Origin of the sequence: Agarivorans sp. 2_MG-2023, from assembly GCF_030548085.1 — a bacterium.
Lineage (GTDB): Bacteria > Pseudomonadota > Gammaproteobacteria > Enterobacterales > Celerinatantimonadaceae > Agarivorans.
On record NZ_JAUORQ010000012.1, the window covers coordinates 95094 to 111355 of the forward strand.

Annotated in this window: 19 protein-coding genes, 1 tRNA gene and 1 riboswitch; of the genes, 13 read left to right on the top strand and 7 right to left on the bottom strand. The window is 44.4% G+C overall.

The window, feature by feature from the left end; all coding sequences use genetic code 11:
* Positions 1-80 precede the first annotated feature (80 nt).
* On the top strand, positions 81-803 hold the full coding sequence (locus tag Q4549_RS17335) for a DUF3108 domain-containing protein (protein WP_303553656.1): 723 nt from the start codon (positions 81-83) through the stop codon (positions 801-803).
* 37 nt (positions 804-840) lie between these two features.
* Here the strand turns inward: Q4549_RS17335 and Q4549_RS17340 are convergent, their stop codons facing one another.
* Positions 841-1791 (bottom strand): LysR substrate-binding domain-containing protein, encoded by a 951-nt coding sequence (locus tag Q4549_RS17340; RefSeq protein ID WP_303553655.1) that lies wholly within the window; start codon positions 1789-1791, stop codon positions 841-843.
* Positions 1792-1885: 94 nt separating this feature from the next.
* Here Q4549_RS17340 and Q4549_RS17345 point away from each other — a divergent pair, with 94 nt between their 5' ends.
* The 7 genes from Q4549_RS17345 (at position 1886) to Q4549_RS17375 (ending at position 7137) form a co-directional block, all read left to right on the top strand.
* Entirely contained in the window at positions 1886-2104 is a 219-nt protein-coding gene (locus Q4549_RS17345) for a DUF1127 domain-containing protein (protein WP_303516086.1), read from the top strand.
* A 224-nt stretch (positions 2105-2328) separates the two neighbouring features.
* The gene (locus tag Q4549_RS17350) at positions 2329-2997 is read left to right on the top strand and encodes a PilZ domain-containing protein (protein WP_137672656.1); all 669 of its coding nucleotides are present in this window, start codon (positions 2329-2331) and stop codon (positions 2995-2997) included.
* Entirely contained in the window at positions 2994-3827 is an 834-nt protein-coding gene (locus Q4549_RS17355; protein ID WP_303553653.1) for an SDR family oxidoreductase, read from the top strand. The genes Q4549_RS17350 and Q4549_RS17355 overlap by 4 nt, the downstream gene beginning before the upstream one ends.
* A gap of 63 nt (positions 3828-3890) precedes the next feature.
* Positions 3891-4766: a TraB/GumN family protein gene (locus Q4549_RS17360; protein ID WP_303553652.1), complete on the top strand. Its 876-nt coding sequence runs from the start codon at positions 3891-3893 to the stop codon at positions 4764-4766.
* 68 nt (positions 4767-4834) lie between these two features.
* Complete coding sequence (locus tag Q4549_RS17365; RefSeq protein ID WP_137672653.1) at positions 4835-4978, top strand: DUF3149 domain-containing protein; 144 nt, start codon at positions 4835-4837, stop codon at positions 4976-4978.
* A 72-nt stretch (positions 4979-5050) separates the two neighbouring features.
* Complete coding sequence (gene smrA, locus Q4549_RS17370) at positions 5051-5626, top strand: DNA endonuclease SmrA (protein WP_303516075.1); 576 nt, start codon at positions 5051-5053, stop codon at positions 5624-5626.
* Positions 5627-5649: 23 nt separating this feature from the next.
* Positions 5650-7137 carry a carboxypeptidase M32 gene (locus Q4549_RS17375; protein WP_303553651.1) on the top strand — a complete coding sequence of 496 codons (1488 nt, stop codon included), beginning with the start codon at positions 5650-5652 and terminating at the stop codon, positions 7135-7137.
* 314 nt (positions 7138-7451) lie between these two features.
* Here the strand turns inward: Q4549_RS17375 and Q4549_RS17380 are convergent, their stop codons facing one another.
* Entirely contained in the window at positions 7452-7772 is a 321-nt protein-coding gene (locus Q4549_RS17380) for a hypothetical protein (RefSeq protein ID WP_303516071.1), read from the bottom strand.
* 258 nt (positions 7773-8030) lie between these two features.
* On the opposite strand from Q4549_RS17380, the gene Q4549_RS17385 reads away from it, so the two are divergent.
* Positions 8031-9131: a ketoacyl-ACP synthase III gene (locus Q4549_RS17385; protein WP_303553650.1), complete on the top strand. Its 1101-nt coding sequence runs from the start codon at positions 8031-8033 to the stop codon at positions 9129-9131.
* A gap of 59 nt (positions 9132-9190) precedes the next feature.
* On the opposite strand, the gene Q4549_RS17390 is transcribed toward Q4549_RS17385, so the two are convergent.
* From Q4549_RS17390 to cobT, 4 genes are read right to left on the bottom strand one after another with little or no spacing between them, the layout of a single operon-like run.
* On the bottom strand, positions 9191-9631 hold the full coding sequence (locus Q4549_RS17390) for a lysozyme inhibitor LprI family protein (protein ID WP_303553649.1): 441 nt from the start codon (positions 9629-9631) through the stop codon (positions 9191-9193).
* A complete protein-coding gene (locus Q4549_RS17395) occupies positions 9612-10193 on the bottom strand; it encodes a histidine phosphatase family protein (RefSeq protein ID WP_303553648.1) in 582 nt (193 codons plus the stop codon). The genes Q4549_RS17390 and Q4549_RS17395 overlap by 20 nt, the downstream gene beginning before the upstream one ends.
* On the bottom strand, positions 10190-10993 hold the full coding sequence (locus tag Q4549_RS17400; protein ID WP_303553647.1) for an adenosylcobinamide-GDP ribazoletransferase: 804 nt from the start codon (positions 10991-10993) through the stop codon (positions 10190-10192). The genes Q4549_RS17395 and Q4549_RS17400 overlap by 4 nt, the downstream gene beginning before the upstream one ends.
* Positions 10980-12020: a nicotinate-nucleotide--dimethylbenzimidazole phosphoribosyltransferase gene (gene cobT / locus Q4549_RS17405; RefSeq protein WP_303553646.1), complete on the bottom strand. Its 1041-nt coding sequence runs from the start codon at positions 12018-12020 to the stop codon at positions 10980-10982. Before cobT ends, Q4549_RS17400 begins: the two co-directional genes overlap by 14 nt.
* A 142-nt stretch (positions 12021-12162) precedes the next feature.
* On the opposite strand from cobT, the gene Q4549_RS17410 reads away from it, so the two are divergent.
* Genes Q4549_RS17410 through purU form a run of 3 tightly spaced genes read left to right on the top strand, consistent with a single transcriptional unit; the run spans position 12163 to position 15065 of the window.
* Complete coding sequence (locus tag Q4549_RS17410) at positions 12163-13635, top strand: DUF3369 domain-containing protein (protein WP_303553645.1); 1473 nt, start codon at positions 12163-12165, stop codon at positions 13633-13635.
* Positions 13636-13687: 52 nt separating this feature from the next.
* Positions 13688-14200, top strand: a complete 513-nt coding sequence (locus tag Q4549_RS17415; RefSeq protein WP_303553644.1) for a YchJ family protein — start codon at positions 13688-13690, stop codon at positions 14198-14200.
* A 28-nt stretch (positions 14201-14228) separates the two neighbouring features.
* On the top strand, positions 14229-15065 hold the full coding sequence (purU, locus tag Q4549_RS17420; protein WP_137672642.1) for a formyltetrahydrofolate deformylase: 837 nt from the start codon (positions 14229-14231) through the stop codon (positions 15063-15065).
* 11 nt (positions 15066-15076) lie between these two features.
* Here purU and Q4549_RS17425 read toward each other — a convergent pair whose 3' ends face one another.
* A complete protein-coding gene (locus Q4549_RS17425; protein ID WP_303553643.1) occupies positions 15077-15607 on the bottom strand; it encodes a VC2046/SO_2500 family protein in 531 nt (176 codons plus the stop codon).
* A 165-nt stretch (positions 15608-15772) separates the two neighbouring features.
* Between Q4549_RS17425 and Q4549_RS17430 the strand changes: the two genes are divergently transcribed.
* A tRNA-Tyr gene (locus Q4549_RS17430) sits at positions 15773-15856 on the top strand.
* 292 nt (positions 15857-16148) lie between these two features.
* A riboswitch (cyclic di-GMP riboswitch) is annotated at positions 16149-16233 on the bottom strand.
* Positions 16234-16262: the final 29 nt, after the last annotated feature.

Genomic DNA, 16262 nt, shown 5'->3' on the forward strand with positions numbered 1-16262 from the left:
TTTTTTTACTTTAAAATTCGCCTTACGCTTTGTCATATCGGGCAGCTATACTCATTTAAAGATATTCTGGGGTTATTGTTATGTCACTTTCAAAAGCTATTGCTCTATCAGCTTTGTTAATTAGCACCGCCAGCCTAGCCGAGGTTTTGCCCTTTGAGGCTGAATATAGCGCGAACTTTAAAGGCATCCCTATTGCAAAAGGCTATCGTCAACTTATCGATTTAGGCAACGATACCTATCAAATTAAAAGCATTGGCACTGCCCTCGCTGGCGGTTTAAAGTACGACGATACCTCGCGTTTTACCTATCATGAACAAGACGTACAAACTTTAGGTTTTGTGCTGAAGCAAAGCGGTCTTTTTTCTACTACCCAGGTCACAGGGCATCCCGATAGAAAGGGTGGATTAATTGTAGATGTTGATGGCGAGCGCCATCATTTTGAAGCGCCAGAAGATGTACACCAGTTAATGGATGCGGCAGGCTTTTCAGTACAACTACAGAATGACTTAAAGAAAGGCCTAACCGATTTAGATTATCACTACAACGTGATTGATGAAGTTGATAACTACCGCTTCACCGTTGTTGCTGAAGAAACCGTTACAACCAATTTAGGCACCTTTGAAGCCTTAAAAGTTGAACAAAAGAAACGAGAAGGCCGCAGTACTTGGCTATGGCTAGCGCCAGAGTTAGATTATCACCTAGTTAAAGCTGAGATTATCCGTAACGGTAAAAGTTGGGCAACCCTGGAGGCCACTCGGCTTGATATTCAAGGTTTAGACGACCAACAAATCGTTAAGAACTAAATCAGATGAACTAAATCGAAAGAACTAAAGCCTACCGTTAATACTTCATCATCTGCGTGTTCACTATTTTACTTTGAACACGCTGCTGCTCTGCTTCTGCCCAAAACTGATGCGCTTGCAACTGAATCCAGTCGCTAAACTGCTTTATCTTGTCACGATTAAAATAGGGTTTAGGTGCAACCAAGTAATAACTGTAACGCGGCTTCACTTCTACCTTTCCTAGCTTTACTAACACACCTTGCTGAATATACTTCCATGCCAAGCTATGTCTTACTAAGGCTATTCCTTGCACCGCTAACGCCCCCTCAATAACCACATGAGCGCCTTGGTAACGTAAATTAGCCTTAGCTGTACTTGATTCATAACCAGCCACTTGCAGCCAATGTTGCCAGTTCATATCTGGCCTCGCATCATCTATCACGGTGTGTTCGCTTAAGTTATTGAGCGATTCAATGGGGTGCTGCTTTAAATACAAGGGATGACAAACTGGATAAAGATGATCATCCATCAGTTTAACCGAATGCAATCCTTCGTAATCACCCAAGCCATAACGTACACATAAATCCACGCGATCCTGGCGAAAATCAATCAAGCTGTTCTTGGGCATAAGCATTACCGACAAATCTGGATGCTGCTGGCTAAACTCACCAAGCCGTGGCACCAGCCAATGCTGAGCGAACGATGGCAATACCGATAACGATAAGCTGAGTGGATCTGGGTCTTGGCTAATTTGTCGCACCCCATCCTGCAGGCTACGAAAAGCTTGTTTGGCATAGTGATGCAAGGTAACACCTTCTGGCGTTAGCACTACCTTACGATGTTGCCGCTCAAACAACTGTACCTCAACTCTCTCTTCTAACTGGCGAATTTGCTGGCTCATGGCTGCGGCACTCACATACAGCTTTTCGGCAGCTTGTTTAAAACTGCCCGTCTCTGCCGCCAGATAAAAATAGTACAAGCCCTGCAAGGGTGGCAAACGCTCACTCACTTAAGTTTTCCTTAACCGAAAGTCAATTTTAGTCGTTTGTCAGCTTACCCCAATTTAGCGTACTTTTTAACCATCAACACAAAAGGAGTTCATCATGAGTTACTTAAATCAGGCCAACCGTCACGTTCAACACAGTGTTTATGATGTAATTAAATTAAGCATTACACGCTTACCAAACTACATTAGCCGCTTACTGTTACGCAGAAAAAGCCGCAGAGAACTAGCGTCACTTCCAGACTACTTACTTAAAGACATTGGGGTAAGCAGAGCCGAAGCGATGCACGAAGCGGAAAAACCATTTTGGAAATACTAAGTCTGCGCAAACAAAGGTATTTATCACAAGGGCTTTATAATTCGTTGATGTTAATGTGTTTTATTTAAAGCCCTAAACTAATTGAGTTTTTACAAAATAAAATCTGCTCTGAGATATATTTTTACAAGATGTTTTTTTTGATTGTTTTCCGCTAGAATCATCGAAATTAAGCCACGCGGCCCGCCTCTAGTGGCAGCAATAAATGGATTTAGCGTTTCTTCTTTATGGATCAAGTACAATTTCACAAAGTACCGCCTAATTGCGGGATTAACCTAAGCATTACCACTCGTTTCAAAAAGGCCGCTGACTTTAAGGGCCATTGGATTGGTGTTGATCAAACCAGCTATATTATTTGTCGCCTCAATGGCGGTGACGCAAACTCAGGCATTAACATTATTAGCGAAGGCTGCGAAGTCAATGCACGGTTTCATTGGGACGGCAAACTTATTGCCTTCCGCTCTGAAATTGTCACGCTAATTAATGAACCCGCCCGTTGGATGATTTTACAATATCCGCAAAATGTTATGTCTATGCCACTGCGTAAATACGACCGTTACGAATGTTACCAACCCGCTACCTTACACCTAGATTCTAAACACGTATTACGCGGTGTACTAAAAGACATCTCCTCACGCGGTTGTAAGTTTGTACCTAGTGCGGCTAACAAGTTTAATATCAATGTGCTTAAAGATAAGAACCTTCAGTTACAAACTCGCTTTCCTAAACGAGATGACCCGATAATTCTTACCTGCCAAATAAAAAACACTCCGAATGAGCGTAATGAATTTGCACTCGGCTGCCAGTTTGTTCAAGATTACGAGATTGTAAATGAACAAATTGATAGGCAATTAGTTGATAAAGCCTATGAGAAGAAAATACAGGGTATTGCTTGAGCCAAACCTCCCGCTCCATTTTAATTACTGGCTGTAGTTCAGGCATTGGTCTGTATTGCGCCCAGCAACTTCATTCACGCGGTTATAAGGTTATTGCTTCCTGCCGAAAGGCTGATGATGTTCTGCGTCTCCAGCAAACTGGCCTTCACTGCGTGCAGCTAGATTTGGCCAGTGATACCTCTATAGAGTCAGCTTGGCAACAAACCTTAAACATTAGTAATGGCCAGCTCGATGCTGTGTTTAACAACGGCGCTTATGGCCAGCCAGGGGCGTTAGAAGATTTACCCACCCAGGCCTTACGTGAGCAGTTTCAAACCAATCTTTTTGGCTGGCACCACCTAAGCCGTTTGGCCATAGCACACATGCTCAAACAGCAACATGGTCGTATCATACAAAACAGCTCGGTATTAGGCTTGGTGGCCATGAAGTACCGTGGTGCTTACAACGCCAGTAAATTTGCCCTAGAAGGTTATACCGATACGCTGCGTTTGGAACTGTCTGACACGCCGCTGCACTTATCACTTATCGAGCCCGGCCCTATAACTAGCCACTTTAGAAAAAATGCCAAACGCGCTTTTGAGCAACATATCGATGCTAACAATACTCGCCACCAGCAAGCTTACCAGCAAACGCTTGAACGACTAGCGCAAGAAGGGCCAAGTAGCCAATTCACCTTGCCCGCTAGCGCCGTTTACAAAGCGCTATTGCACGCATTAGAAGCCAATAAACCCAAGGCCCGATATTACGTCACCTTTCCTACTCATTTGTTTGCTTGGTTACGGCGCATTCTGCCGGTTACTATACTGGACGCAATTCTTAAAAAAAGCTAAAGCTACTGGCAGCTTAAAGCACTCATGTTAAAGTAGTTTTCTCTTTGAATGAGTGGATTAACCATGAAACCTTGGATCAGCCGTTTAGGCTCTTTATTACTTATTTTTTCTAGCAGCCAAATTGCTGCAGAGCCTTCGCTTTGGTTAGCAAATAAAGGCCATCAACAGCTGTATCTATTTGGATCAATTCATCTTGGTACCGAAGATTTTTATCCACTACCTGCGCCATTTACTGAGGCTTACCAACAAAGCCAGCGCTTAGTGATTGAAACCAACGTGAGCAACATTAGCAGCCAAGATCAACAAGTGCTGAGTGCAGCTAGCCAACTGCCTGCCGGCAAAAGTCTTAGTGACTACATCAGCCCTCAATACATGACGCTTTTAGCCAAGCGCAGCCAAGAATTGGGCCTTTCTTCGCACATTTTCGATAACATGCAGCCCTGGTATGTAGCGGTGGTGCTTAGCCAATTACAAATGCAAACTTTGGGTTATCAGCCAGAGCTTGGTCTAGATTTGCACTTTATTAAACAAGCGGCACATAGCAATACACCGGTATATGAACTTGAGAGTTTTGCCGATCAAATAGAAGCATTAAGTAGCCTAAGTAGCATTCAAGTTCCGCTACTGGAGCAAACCCTCGATGACTTTGACCAAGTGCCTGATTTATTCAAGCAATTAGTCAGCCATTGGAATAACGGCGAGAACAACAAGCTACTTAACTTACTCAACGACGATCCAATGTTTCAACAAGGGGCTGAGCAGGTACTTGAAAAACTTCTTTATCAGCGAAATCGCAACTGGATGAAACAACTTACTCAGCTTGAAAATACCAGTTTCGTGGTAGTAGGTGCCATGCATTTATACGGTGAACAAGGACTATTAGACAGCCTTAAAAAGCTGGGTTACGCAATCCGTGAAGTCGATCCTTTAACAAATTGACCCACATCAATTTGACATTTCATTGACTAAATTAAGCTAACTTTACTTACCTGAAAGGAGAGTTAGCAATGGAACTTTGGCTCGATTTACTGTTTGGTAACAGCATTGGATTAATGTCTGTCACTGTAATTGCCACTACAATTGCATTGATGGGTTTTTATACTTATTACTTCTTGAAAAAAATTCGTCAAAGCGAACCTCCACAAAATTAAGCAAACGCAGCGGTTGCGCCGCTGCCCGCTCTGTTTTATAAAGAAGGGACTTCGTTGTTCAGGGGTTCTTTTATGTCTAATGAATTTGATCTTTTCCAGCAAGAAGTTGCTGGCGTAAAACCGTTAAAACAAGATGCGGTACTCAGTAGTTCTGATAGCCTCAATGATGCGGCCAAGCAAGCGCGTCAACAAGCCGCCGAGCATCATCACGCCACTTCTCAAGATTATTTATCCCTCGAGCATGTCACCCTGCTTCATCCTGACGATTTAGTGTCATTCAAAAAGTCAGGCCTACAACAAGGTGTGTTTAAAAAGCTACGCTTGGGCAAATATGAGATTCAAGCCAAACTCGATTTACATAAGTTTAGGCTAGAACAAGCTCGTAACGAGGTGGTGAGCTTTATTAAGCAGTGCCAAGAGCTCAATATTCGTAGCGCCCTTATCATTCCTGGTAAAGGCCACAACAGTGAACCACCCGCTTTACTTAAAAGTTACGTAAGCCAATGGTTACCACAAATTGATGCGGTATTAGCCATTCATAGTGCCCAAACCATGCACGGTGGCACAGGCGCTATTTACGTTTTATTGAAAAAAAGCGAGTCACAAAAACTCGATAACCGTGAGCGTCACGCTCGCCGCCTAGCGTAAACTAGGTTACTCAAGGAATTACTATGTCTAAGCAAAGCGCTTACCAAGCACTCAGCCAACATTTTCAGCACCTTTCTAAGCTGTCACATTTAAGTGCTATATGCGGCTGGGATCAAGCTACCATGATGCCAGATGGCGGCAATCAAGCGCGTGCAGAAGCCCTCGCCGAACTAGCGGTGCTAATTCATGAAAAAGCCACTCGCCCTGAAATGCAAGATTGGCTAGGCCAGGCTGCACAAGAAAATTTTAACCCTATTCAACAAGCTTCATTACGAGAAATGGAACGCAGTTGGCGCAACAATACTGCACTGCCAGCAGACTTAGTAAAAGCAAAGTCTTTAGCCACTGCCCATTGTGAGCACGCTTGGCGAGACCAACGTGGCGCCAACGACTGGAAATCTTTTCAGGTAAACCAGCAAGCCGTTATGCAACTGGCGATAGAAGAAGCACAGATCCGTGCCGAGCAAACAGGTTTGAATCCTTATGATGCTATGCTGGATTTATACGAACCAGGCATGCAAATGCAACGTTTAGACACGGTATTTGGCGAGATCCAAACTTGGTTACCGCAACTAATTCAACAAGTGGTTGATAAGCAATCTACTTGGCCAGCACTACAGCTAAATGGGCCTTTTCCTAGCGAGCAACAAAAGCAACTTGGTTTGGCCGTAATGGAAAAACTACAATTTGATTTTAAGCGCGGCCGATTAGATGTAAGCGCTCACCCCTTCTGCGGTGGCGTACCTAGCGATGTTCGTATCACCACGCGTTACGAAGAAGAAGACTTTACCCGTTCATTAATGGGTGTAGTACATGAAACAGGACATGCCCGTTACGAGCAAAACCTACCGCTAGATTACCTAGACTTGCCCCTTGGCCAAGCCCGCTCTATGGGTATTCATGAAAGCCAGAGCCTATTTTTTGAAATGCAGCTAGGGCGCAGCCAACCATTTGTAGAGCAGTTGCTTCCCTTGGTTAATCAGCATTTATGCCAACAACAACCCATGCAATTAGAAGAACTTAAACGCCACTACTTAAGCGTTAAGCCCGGTTACATTCGCGTCGACGCTGATGAGCTCACCTACCCTGCTCATGTTATGTTGCGTTACGAATTAGAGCGAGACTTAATTAATCAGAAAATTAGTGTGGCGGATATCCCAGAGCTGTGGGACCAAAAGATGCAGCAGTATTTAGGCTTATCCACCAAGGGGAACTTTAAAGATGGTTGTATGCAAGATGTACATTGGCCTGCTGGCTTAATCGGCTACTTCCCCTCCTATTCACTTGGGGCAATGTATGCGGCGCAGTTTCATGCTGCTCTGGTAAAAGCAAAACCAGATACTCCACAAGCGATTGCCGCTGGAGATTACAGTGGAGCCTTTGCTTGGCTTCAACAACATATTTGGTCGCAAGCCAGTATTTATGAAACCGATGAGTTGGTCCGCCGCTCCACTGGCGAAACATTGAATAGCCAGTATTTTGAACAACATCTTCGTACAAGGTACTTATAGAAGAGGCTAATAGGCAATTGCTACCCTAGTAGCAGTTGCCATTCCCACCCTAAGCTTGTGGCGAATCCCACTGTTGATGATTAAATGGCTCATTAAACGATAGATTCAAGTAACCATCAGATCTTCTCGGTAATCCATAAACTAAATTACTCACTTTGGCACTCGCTTTAGCTAAGGATACAGCAGGGTTGCTGGCACTAAGGCTTGCACCACTCCAGACTATTGAATTAAAAGCTTCGGGGGCACGTTGCTTTGACTCTCAGAAAAATAACAATTGGACGCTATACAACTAGCGCCCTAGTCCTTGGGTTAATCTACGCTTCGTTCGCGTCTAGTAACAACCAATCTTGAGGATTCAATGGGGAGGGAGCGTCCACTTCGGAGATATTGGAAAACGACCAAATAAACATGGTGCGGAAAAAACTATCAAGATCGTCCACTTCGCCATTTACCGCCACCTGTTTAGTAGGAGGCAAATTGCCAATCACATCACCACCAAAGGCCAATAAACTTAAAGAATCCGCGTAGAAATCAACGGTTAGCACAAAAAAACGCGTATTATCATTAAAACAAGTAGTTTTATTATCTTGCGCACCAGGCGGCGACAGGGTGGAATGTATATTGTGAATAGTCATAATAGACCTCATTTACGTTAACCAGAGAAAAATAAAGCATCCCTGTCACACAAATATGCCTACACTTCTGTAGGTCTAGTCCATCAATTTCGGGCAATTATCGCACAAAAAGCCCTACAAAACGACAGCTTTGACTAAAATTTTGAACTAAGCCTCAAAACTAGCAGTTCGAGACTAAATTTTGCTCTCGTTTGGTTATTTGCCGAGCATCAGGCATAATCCTTTGCAATATAAATTAGCTAGGATTTTAAGCTCGCTATGCACAATGCTGAAATAACTGGTTGGGGCAAATGTATGCCTCCAGCACGACTCACTAACCACGACTTAAGTACATTTCTCGACACATCGGATGAGTGGATTAGTAGCCGCACAGGGATTAAAGAGCGCTGTGTTTCGCATGTTGATATTGCTGAATTGGCAGCAACAGCAGGCTTACAAGCTTTGGCAGCCGCCGGCCTAACAGCAGATCAGCTAGACGCGATTATTTTGTGTACCTGTACCCCTGGCACCTCGGTACCGAGCAGCGCCAGCCGTGTTCAACAAATTTTAAAAGCTGACCAGGCTGCAGTATTTGATATGAACGCTGCCTGTAGTGGCTTTGTTTACGGTATGCAAACGGCGTCTGCACTTATTCAAACCGGAGCAATGAAGCGCATTTTGTTAATTGGTGCTGAGCGCCTGACTCAACTGCTCGATTGGACCAAACGCGATACCGCCGTATTATTTGGCGATGGCGCAGGAGCGGTTATTTTAGAAACTAATGACGACGCAGAAAAAGTGGGGTTCTTAGCGGCCAAATTAGGTTGTGACAGCGAAAAGCGTGAGATTTTGTTTATCTCTGATTTCGGAACAAACCGTAAGCGTTTTTCTGGGGTAGACACCTTATACAACTTTCAGTTTGAGGGACCAGAAATCTTCAAACGCGCAGTAAAAGGCATGGGCGAAGCGGCGACTAATGTGCTTGCACAAGCCAATATAGCCAATAACGAAGTTGACTTTATTGTGCCTCACCAAGCTAACTTACGTATTATTGATGCGCTGGCTAAACGTATTGATGCTCCGTACGACAACATTATGGTGAACATTGAAAAATACGGTAATACCTCCGCAGCTACCGTACCAGTTGCGCTTTGTGAAGCCTTAGAAGAAGGTCGAATCAAACCTGGTGATAACGTATTGCTTGCAGCCTTTGGCGCGGGTTTAACCTGGGGAGCGGCTGCTATTCGCTGGGGTAAGCGGGTTACGCCAATCAATCAATCAGACGCCAGCTTAAGCCCTTGCGATAAAACTGCCTTAGAGATCCTTGCGCCAGCCATTAAGGGCTGCCAAGAGGCTCGTAAAGCGGAAGCTGAGGCCTAATTAACTAAAACCTGATGCAGCTAGATACTAGGTCTAGCTGTATCCATTTTAACTCAGCACTACCACTGACTTAAACGACTTAACCAATGCTGAGTGAGCTCTATTTCGCAACTTAAATATTGGCTACCAGATCCGCTGCCTCCAGCCATCATTAAACGTTCCCACTCACACAAAGAGCGTCTAAATTCACCAAACTCAATCTTAGCGTTATCTAGTGCACTCACGATCCCTCTTGCGCCTTCACTAATGGATTCCAATTCAACAGCTTGATGATTTAACGCCACTAAACGTTGCCGCACTTGATGGTCCAATTGCGCCAAGCTGTTTTCTAAGCATTTGTTTACGTCTGGCTTGGTGTCTCGCTGCCAGCACTTGCCAATAATATTCACTTTGGGTGAACCCGCCTCAGCGCCGCCCAGAGCTTGTTCTTGAGCAAACGCACTCGGCATAGAAAAGCTCAGCGCTACCGCTGTAAAAAAACTAACGATTGGTGTATTCAAGCGTAACTCCTTGAGAATGGATCTTAAGGCTAGTGAGTGAGCCCATGTTAAGTGGAAGCTTCATAGACTGCTCGATAGCTAAATTTTGTACCTCTCCCACAATGGTGCGGATAACACCCGCATGGCAGATGCATACTATGGTGTTTTCTTGCTCTGGAAGTGCGCACAGTTGCAGCCATGCATTCAATACTCGCGTTCGAAACTCGGTCACTGTTTCGCCGGTTTTTCCTAAGCGAAAAGAGCTTAAATTATCGGCCCAAGCTTGTAATTCCGTGGCTGGAATAGTATCCCAGCTTTGCCCTTCCCAAAGGCCAAAATTTATCTCTTTGAGCCAAGCTTGATATTCTACTACTTTCGCTAACCCCAAAGCGTCAGCTAACTGTGAGCAACGCTGTAGTGGGCTGCAAATGACCCTATCGATAGATAATGCAGCAAGCTGAGGGCTGAGTTTAGTCACCGCCTGTGTTAAGCCTGTCGATTCGGCTAAGACATCTAACTGGCCGTAACAATGATTTGGCGCAATCAGTGGAGCGCTGTGGCGTATCAATAATACTCGGGTCACACCAATACACCGGTATTTAACCCAGCCACCAAGGCAATATAAATCATCACTTCTGCGAGCTGCTGCTGAGCCCCTAAACCGTCGCCAGTATACCCACCAAGCTTTAACTTAAGGTATCTGCCCCAAAGCACAGTAACGACCAAACTACTTATCAGAGCAAGTGCCAAAACATGAGTACTGATTAAGAGTGCCGGAACAGCTACCCAACATAATGCAAGCACCAGTTCTTTACGCCCAATAGACTGCGCGACGGCTTTAGCTTTGCTTGGCTCAGATGGCTCGCGCACATAATCTAAGCGCCATATCAGTAACACCGCGCTAAAGCGGCTTAAACTATGAGCAAGCCAGATAACCAATAACAGATTCATCATCGACAATTGCTGGCTAAGGCTTAATAAGGCGGAAAACTTTAACGCCAACATGCAACACAAACCCAGCACACCATAAGTGCCTAAGCGGGAGTCTTTCATAATGGTGAGTATTTGTTCGGTTTGGTAACCGCCACCAAAGCCATCGCAGCAATCTGCAAAACCATCTTCATGAAATGCGCCAGTGGCCCAGCAACTGGCTACCATCGACAACAACACCGCTAAAGGCGCACCCAATACCGGGATCAAGCCAATCATTACCGCTGCGCTAAGCCACGCGACTAACCAGCCTACAAAAGGAAAATAAGCCACACACTGGCTTAAACTGGTCGCATTGTAAGTGACACTGTGAGGCACCGGTACTCGGCTAAAAAAACTTAAGGCGTTAAACAGCAGATTAAGCTCATGCTTAAGCAGCTTAGCTATGCTCACGGCTAACTCCGGCGGAATCGAATGAAGCCATTTCCTTTAAAAAGTGAACTGCCGAACACACTAACGGATAGGCCAACGCCACCCCACTGCCCTCGCCCAAACGTAAAGACAAATCTAACAAGGCCTTGGCACCTAATGCTTTTAATAAACGCTGATGTGCTTGCTCGGCACTTTGATGGCAAAACACCATGTATTGTTTTACTAAAGGATTGATTTGGCTGGCTACTAAAGCTGCTGATGAACAAATAAATCCATCCACTAAAATAACCATTCGGCGATGAGCAGCTTCTAACATTGCACCCACCATAGCCGCAATTTCAAAACCACCTACTTTAGCCAGCCACTGCTGAGCACTATAGTCACCTTGGTGGTGCTTTAGAGCTTGCTCTAACACTGTGACTTTATGCTGTAAGCCTTGGTCATCTAATCCAGTCCCGCGGCCTACGCACTCTGCAACGTCAAGCTGTAAACAACCCGCCATTAACGCTGCCGCACTAGCCGTGTTGGCAATGCCCATTTCCCCAAAAGCTAATAAGTTAGAGCCTTCTCGTGCGGCTTGTGCTACCCGCTCTGCGCCCACTTCAATGGCTTGAATGCATTGTGCTTGGCTCATTGCATCACCCGTTAAAAAGCTTTGGGTACTTGGCGCTACCTTGCAACACTCAATCCCCTCTTCTGACAATAATTCAGCCACGCCTACATCTACAATTTCGAAATCGAGGCGGTGTTGGCGGCAAAACACATTAACTGCTGCGCCACCATTAACAAAATTTTGCACCATTTGCGCCGTAACAGCCTGTGGGTAGGCGCTCACCCCTTCACTCGCTATCCCATGATCAGCAGCAAACACAATCATTTTAGGCTTACGAATCTCAGGCTCTAGGGTAGATTGAATCTGGCCAATCTGGCAGGCCAAGTCTTCAAGTTGCCCTAAGGAACCTTGCGGCTTGGTTTTAAAATTAATCTTGTTTTTCAGGGCTTCAGCCAATCCAGAGTCTAAGGCTTCAATGACAAATTTATTATGCAAAATCAATTTCCTAGCAAGGTATACGCAATCCCTTTAGCTTAGCGTGTTTAATATCGGGTTTTAAGAAAAATATCCATGAAGACTCTAGGAATTTTCTATACTGATGATAAAAGTCTTAATCTATTTTGTGGGGAGCGTCGCGATGGATGATAGTGCAGAGCTATTTTTGTTTGATGAAGAAGACGAAGCCGCCAATGACTCAATAGAGCTTACGCCTTGGAAGGTGCTCATTGTTGATGATGACAGCGAGATGCACACGGTAACCAAGCTGGTGCTTAATAATTTTTCTTACCAAGAGCGCAAACTGACTTTTATTGATGCCTACAACGCCGCCGAAGCTTACGAGCTACTCAGCAACCATGCCGACGTAGCAATCGCCTTAGTAGACGTAGTGATGGAAAGTGATGACGCTGGTTTACTGTTGATTGATGATATTCGTCAACGTTTAAATAATCACGAAATCCGTCTTATTTTACGGACTGGCCAACCCGGTTTAGCGCCTATTAGAGATGTTATTCGTCGATATGATGTCAGTGATTACAAAAATAAAACCGAGCTTAGTGATGTAAACTTAGACACCTTAATGTGTGCTTCTTTGAGGGCTTATCAAGAAATCACAGAACTGCATTTGCAACGCAACAACCTGCGTGCGGTGATAAACTCTTCTAGTCACTTAGCCAATTGTGAAAACGAACAAAAGCTGGCCACCAGTGCCTTTGAAGAGCTATCAAGTTTACTTAGCAAACAACTTAATAATGTCTCTATTAGTGGAATGGCGATTAGCGTTTATCGCTCAAAACTATGTGTTTTACATAGCCAAGGTAAGTTGGACTATTTAAAAGAAATTCACAATCTACATGAGCTTCCCAATCGGATCCAAAACCTGATAAACCAAGTTCAACAAACTCAACAACATCAATACGCAGAAGGTAATGCGCTGTTTTATTTAGCGAATAGTGATAGCGAACCAATGATGTTTTATTTAGAAGGTTGGACAGAGCAAGACCAGCCGCAATTCGAACCCTTAAGCTTTTATATTCAAAGTACCTCGGTACGATTAGAGAACCGTCAATTACAAAAGCAATTGGCTCACGGTCAACTACAGCTAGTCGAAATGATCTACCAAAGTATTCAAAGCGAACGCCCCAAAACAGATTTACAGCGCACTATTGAAAGCAACTGTGAGCAGCTAGCGCCCGCGTTAAAGCTAAACCCTCAAGAGTGCCTTTACCTACGTCAAATTGCAGGCTTTTATGATTTAGCCAATGTGGGCCTGCCCGATGTGCTGCTCAGCTGTAATATGCTTAATAAAGATAGCTGGAATAGAATTTCTGAGCACTGCGGCTTACCTGAGTATCTTCAAGATCCCAGCGTTCAAATGATAATAGACGCCGCCTTAATAGTGGCGAACCAATATCAAGAATATTGGGATGGTAGCGGCCAGCCTTTAGGCCTAGCAGCCGAAGCTATCCACCCCTTCGCTCGAATCATTGCACTGGCGGTATTTTTGGCTGAGTACAGCAACAGTGAGCAACTACAACAGCAGCTTGAGCAACGCGCAGGCCAACGCTTTGACCCGCAATTAGCAACATATGCGACTAATAACCTTATCTAAGCGCAAATTTAGCTCATCAATGTGTAAACTCTAACCAATATTAAGCTGCCTTATGGGCAGCTTCTTGCTACACTTCGCCCTTGGTCAAATTTGGGGTCTTCCGGTGTTACTTTGCCCTTGCGGCAGCGGTAGTGATTTTCATCAGTGCTGCCAGCCTTTTATAAACGGTACTTCCAAGCCTGTTAGTTGCGAGCAATTAATGCGTTCGCGCTACACCGCCTTCACACTTGGAGATGCTAACTATCTATGGCAAACCCACCACCCTGATTTTCGTCAAGGTGATGCGCCTAGCGCCTTTAGCGAAGACGAAAAAAATCAATGGAAGAAGCTACAAATTCTCTTTAGCTGCCACCTTACCAATGGCCTAGCTGGCATAGTGGAATTTAAAGCCTATTACCAAGAGCATGATCAATTAAACATTTTGCACGAGCGTTCTAACTTTGTAAAAAGCCAAGATCGCTGGTTTTATACCGATGGCGAATTTGCGCCTAAGTCTTTGGCTCGCAATGCTAAATGCCCCTGTAATAGCGGCAAAAAGCTAAAGCAGTGCTGTAAGAAATCTTAACTTTAAAACTGAATAAATCGAAAAGACAATGGAAAGAAAAATCCTTTTAACCGAATGCCCAGATGCCAAAGGCTTAATTTCGAGCATTACCAACATCTGTGCTAAGCACCAACTTAATATCATTAAAAACAACGAGTTTGTTGATAATGCTGCCGGCCGTTTCTTTATGCGCACCGAGCTAGAGGGCTACTTTAACGATAAAACCCTGTTAGCCGATTTAGACGGTGCTTTACCTGCTGGTAGTATTCGCCGATTAGAAAGCGCAGGCCGTAAACGCATCGTGATCATGGTGACTAAAGAAGCCCATTGCTTGGGTGACTTGCTAATGAAAGCGGTATACGGAGACATGGATGTAGAGATTGCCGCGGTAGTTGGTAACTACGATAGCCTGCAAACCCTGACTGAAAAGTTCGATATTCCCTTCCATCACATTAGCCATGTAGATTTAAGCCGCGAAGAACATGAGCAACAAGTGATTGAAGTAGTTCAACAATACCAGCCAGACTACGTAGTATTAGCTAAATACATGCGTATTCTTACACCAGCCTTTGTAGAAGCATTCAATAACAAAATTTTGAATATCCACCACTCGTTCTTGCCGGCGTTTATTGGTGCTAAGCCCTATAAACAGGCTTACGACCGTGGTGTGAAAATTATTGGCGCTACTGCTCACTTCGTAAATAACGACTTAGATGAAGGGCCGATTGTTGAACAGCATGTTATTCATGTGGATCACTCATACAGCGCTGAAGAAATGGCTAAAGCGGGACGTGATGTTGAGAAAGCGGTATTAAGTAAAGCCCTGCAGCAAGTATTAGACGAGAAAGTTTTTGTCTACGGAAATCGTACCGTGGTATTTCGTTAATTAACTATTTTTTAGTTAAAATACTGCACCTTAAGTGGCTTTGAGTAATCAAAGTCACTTAGTACCTTATACATATCCACGCCTTTCACTTCAGTATCTACTTCTTGCTGCTTAGGTTGCTTGGCTACTGAGTGCTTTAAACGTGTGAGTAAGTCCACGTTATTGATGACTTCAACGGGCACGCCTTCAACGCTGTCATCAGCATAGGCTGCATAGCCTCCTAAAGCTTGCTCTAAGCGAATACTGCTGATATCTCCCGCTTGCGCTCTCTTGCTCCAATTGGCTTGCACAGCAAACTCATCGTCTTGTGCTAACAAGGGGCGCCGATTCGCTAATTGAAACTTATCTCGAAGGCTTTGTTGAATTTGCTCTCGATTTTGCTTCTGCATCGAAAACTGAGCTTGGTCACAAACGTTTTGGCTCAACATGCTTAGTAACAAATGAAAACGCGCTTGCTCACCATGAGCGGTACTTTGGTTAAGCGTATCGCCTAACTGCAGTTCGTCACATAAGCTGCTATTTCTAATTTGTTCAACTAACATATTGCCCCTCCGGTTCTATCTCTAGCTATCGGAAAAGCAGGCCAAAACTTTAGCCTATTCGCATCAAACGCGCAGATAATAAGCAAACAGTAGTCAGTCAGTAAAAATCTGCTTATTTTTACTTTACAGCCCACTTTGTTCTGGTAATATGCCGCTCCACAAGCAGGAGGGGTTCCCGAGTGGCCAAAGGGAACAGATTGTAAATCTGTCGCGAAAGCTTCGGTGGTTCGAATCCACCTCCCTCCACCATATTTGTTAAAAAAAGACACCTTAGGGTGTCTTTTTTTATGCCCGCAATAAATGCCAATCGTCACATCTTCGCTTGATCAAAACCCACAGGCACAGAAAAACACAGCTCAAGTTAGATAAGAGCTATTGCAGGCGAGAATAAACTGAAACGAATGGGCAAAAGGAGAAGAGAAACAAATACGCCAAGCTAAATTTAGCTTGGCGTTCCAACCAAATACGGAAAGTAATAAACGGTAAATAGACTAACTTACTAAGTAGAAAGACATACATTGTGCAAATCTAACCACTCAACTAAGGCGGTCCAGCCATCTTAAGGATAAGCCTTAAGATCTGTAACTTTCCGACCTTGGATCACTCCAAGTTTGGCTTTGACTCAGCGTTGGTGAGACCAAAAGTCTCACCAACA

Bases quoted from the DNA above. Each gene is read 5' to 3' on its own strand.
- Q4549_RS17360 (WP_303553652.1), top strand. From the start codon at position 3,891: ATGAAACCTTGGATCAGCCGTTTAGGCTCTTTATTACTTATTTTTTCT.
- Q4549_RS17365 (WP_137672653.1), top strand. From the start codon at position 4,835: ATGGAACTTTGGCTCGATTTACTGTTTGGTAACAGCATTGGATTAATG.
- Q4549_RS17335 (WP_303553656.1), top strand. From the start codon at position 81: ATGTCACTTTCAAAAGCTATTGCTCTATCAGCTTTGTTAATTAGCACC.
- Q4549_RS17385 (WP_303553650.1), top strand. From the start codon at position 8,031: ATGCACAATGCTGAAATAACTGGTTGGGGCAAATGTATGCCTCCAGCA.
- Q4549_RS17375 (WP_303553651.1), top strand. From the start codon at position 5,650: ATGTCTAAGCAAAGCGCTTACCAAGCACTCAGCCAACATTTTCAGCAC.
- Q4549_RS17380 (WP_303516071.1), bottom strand. From the start codon at position 7,772: ATGACTATTCACAATATACATTCCACCCTGTCGCCGCCTGGTGCGCAA.
- Q4549_RS17345 (WP_303516086.1), top strand. From the start codon at position 1,886: ATGAGTTACTTAAATCAGGCCAACCGTCACGTTCAACACAGTGTTTAT.
- Q4549_RS17350 (WP_137672656.1), top strand. From the start codon at position 2,329: ATGGATCAAGTACAATTTCACAAAGTACCGCCTAATTGCGGGATTAAC.
- smrA (WP_303516075.1), top strand. From the start codon at position 5,051: ATGTCTAATGAATTTGATCTTTTCCAGCAAGAAGTTGCTGGCGTAAAA.
- Q4549_RS17415 (WP_303553644.1), top strand. From the start codon at position 13,688: ATGGGCAGCTTCTTGCTACACTTCGCCCTTGGTCAAATTTGGGGTCTT.
- purU (WP_137672642.1), top strand. From the start codon at position 14,229: ATGGAAAGAAAAATCCTTTTAACCGAATGCCCAGATGCCAAAGGCTTA.
- Q4549_RS17425 (WP_303553643.1), bottom strand. From the start codon at position 15,607: ATGTTAGTTGAACAAATTAGAAATAGCAGCTTATGTGACGAACTGCAG.
- Q4549_RS17410 (WP_303553645.1), top strand. From the start codon at position 12,163: ATGGATGATAGTGCAGAGCTATTTTTGTTTGATGAAGAAGACGAAGCC.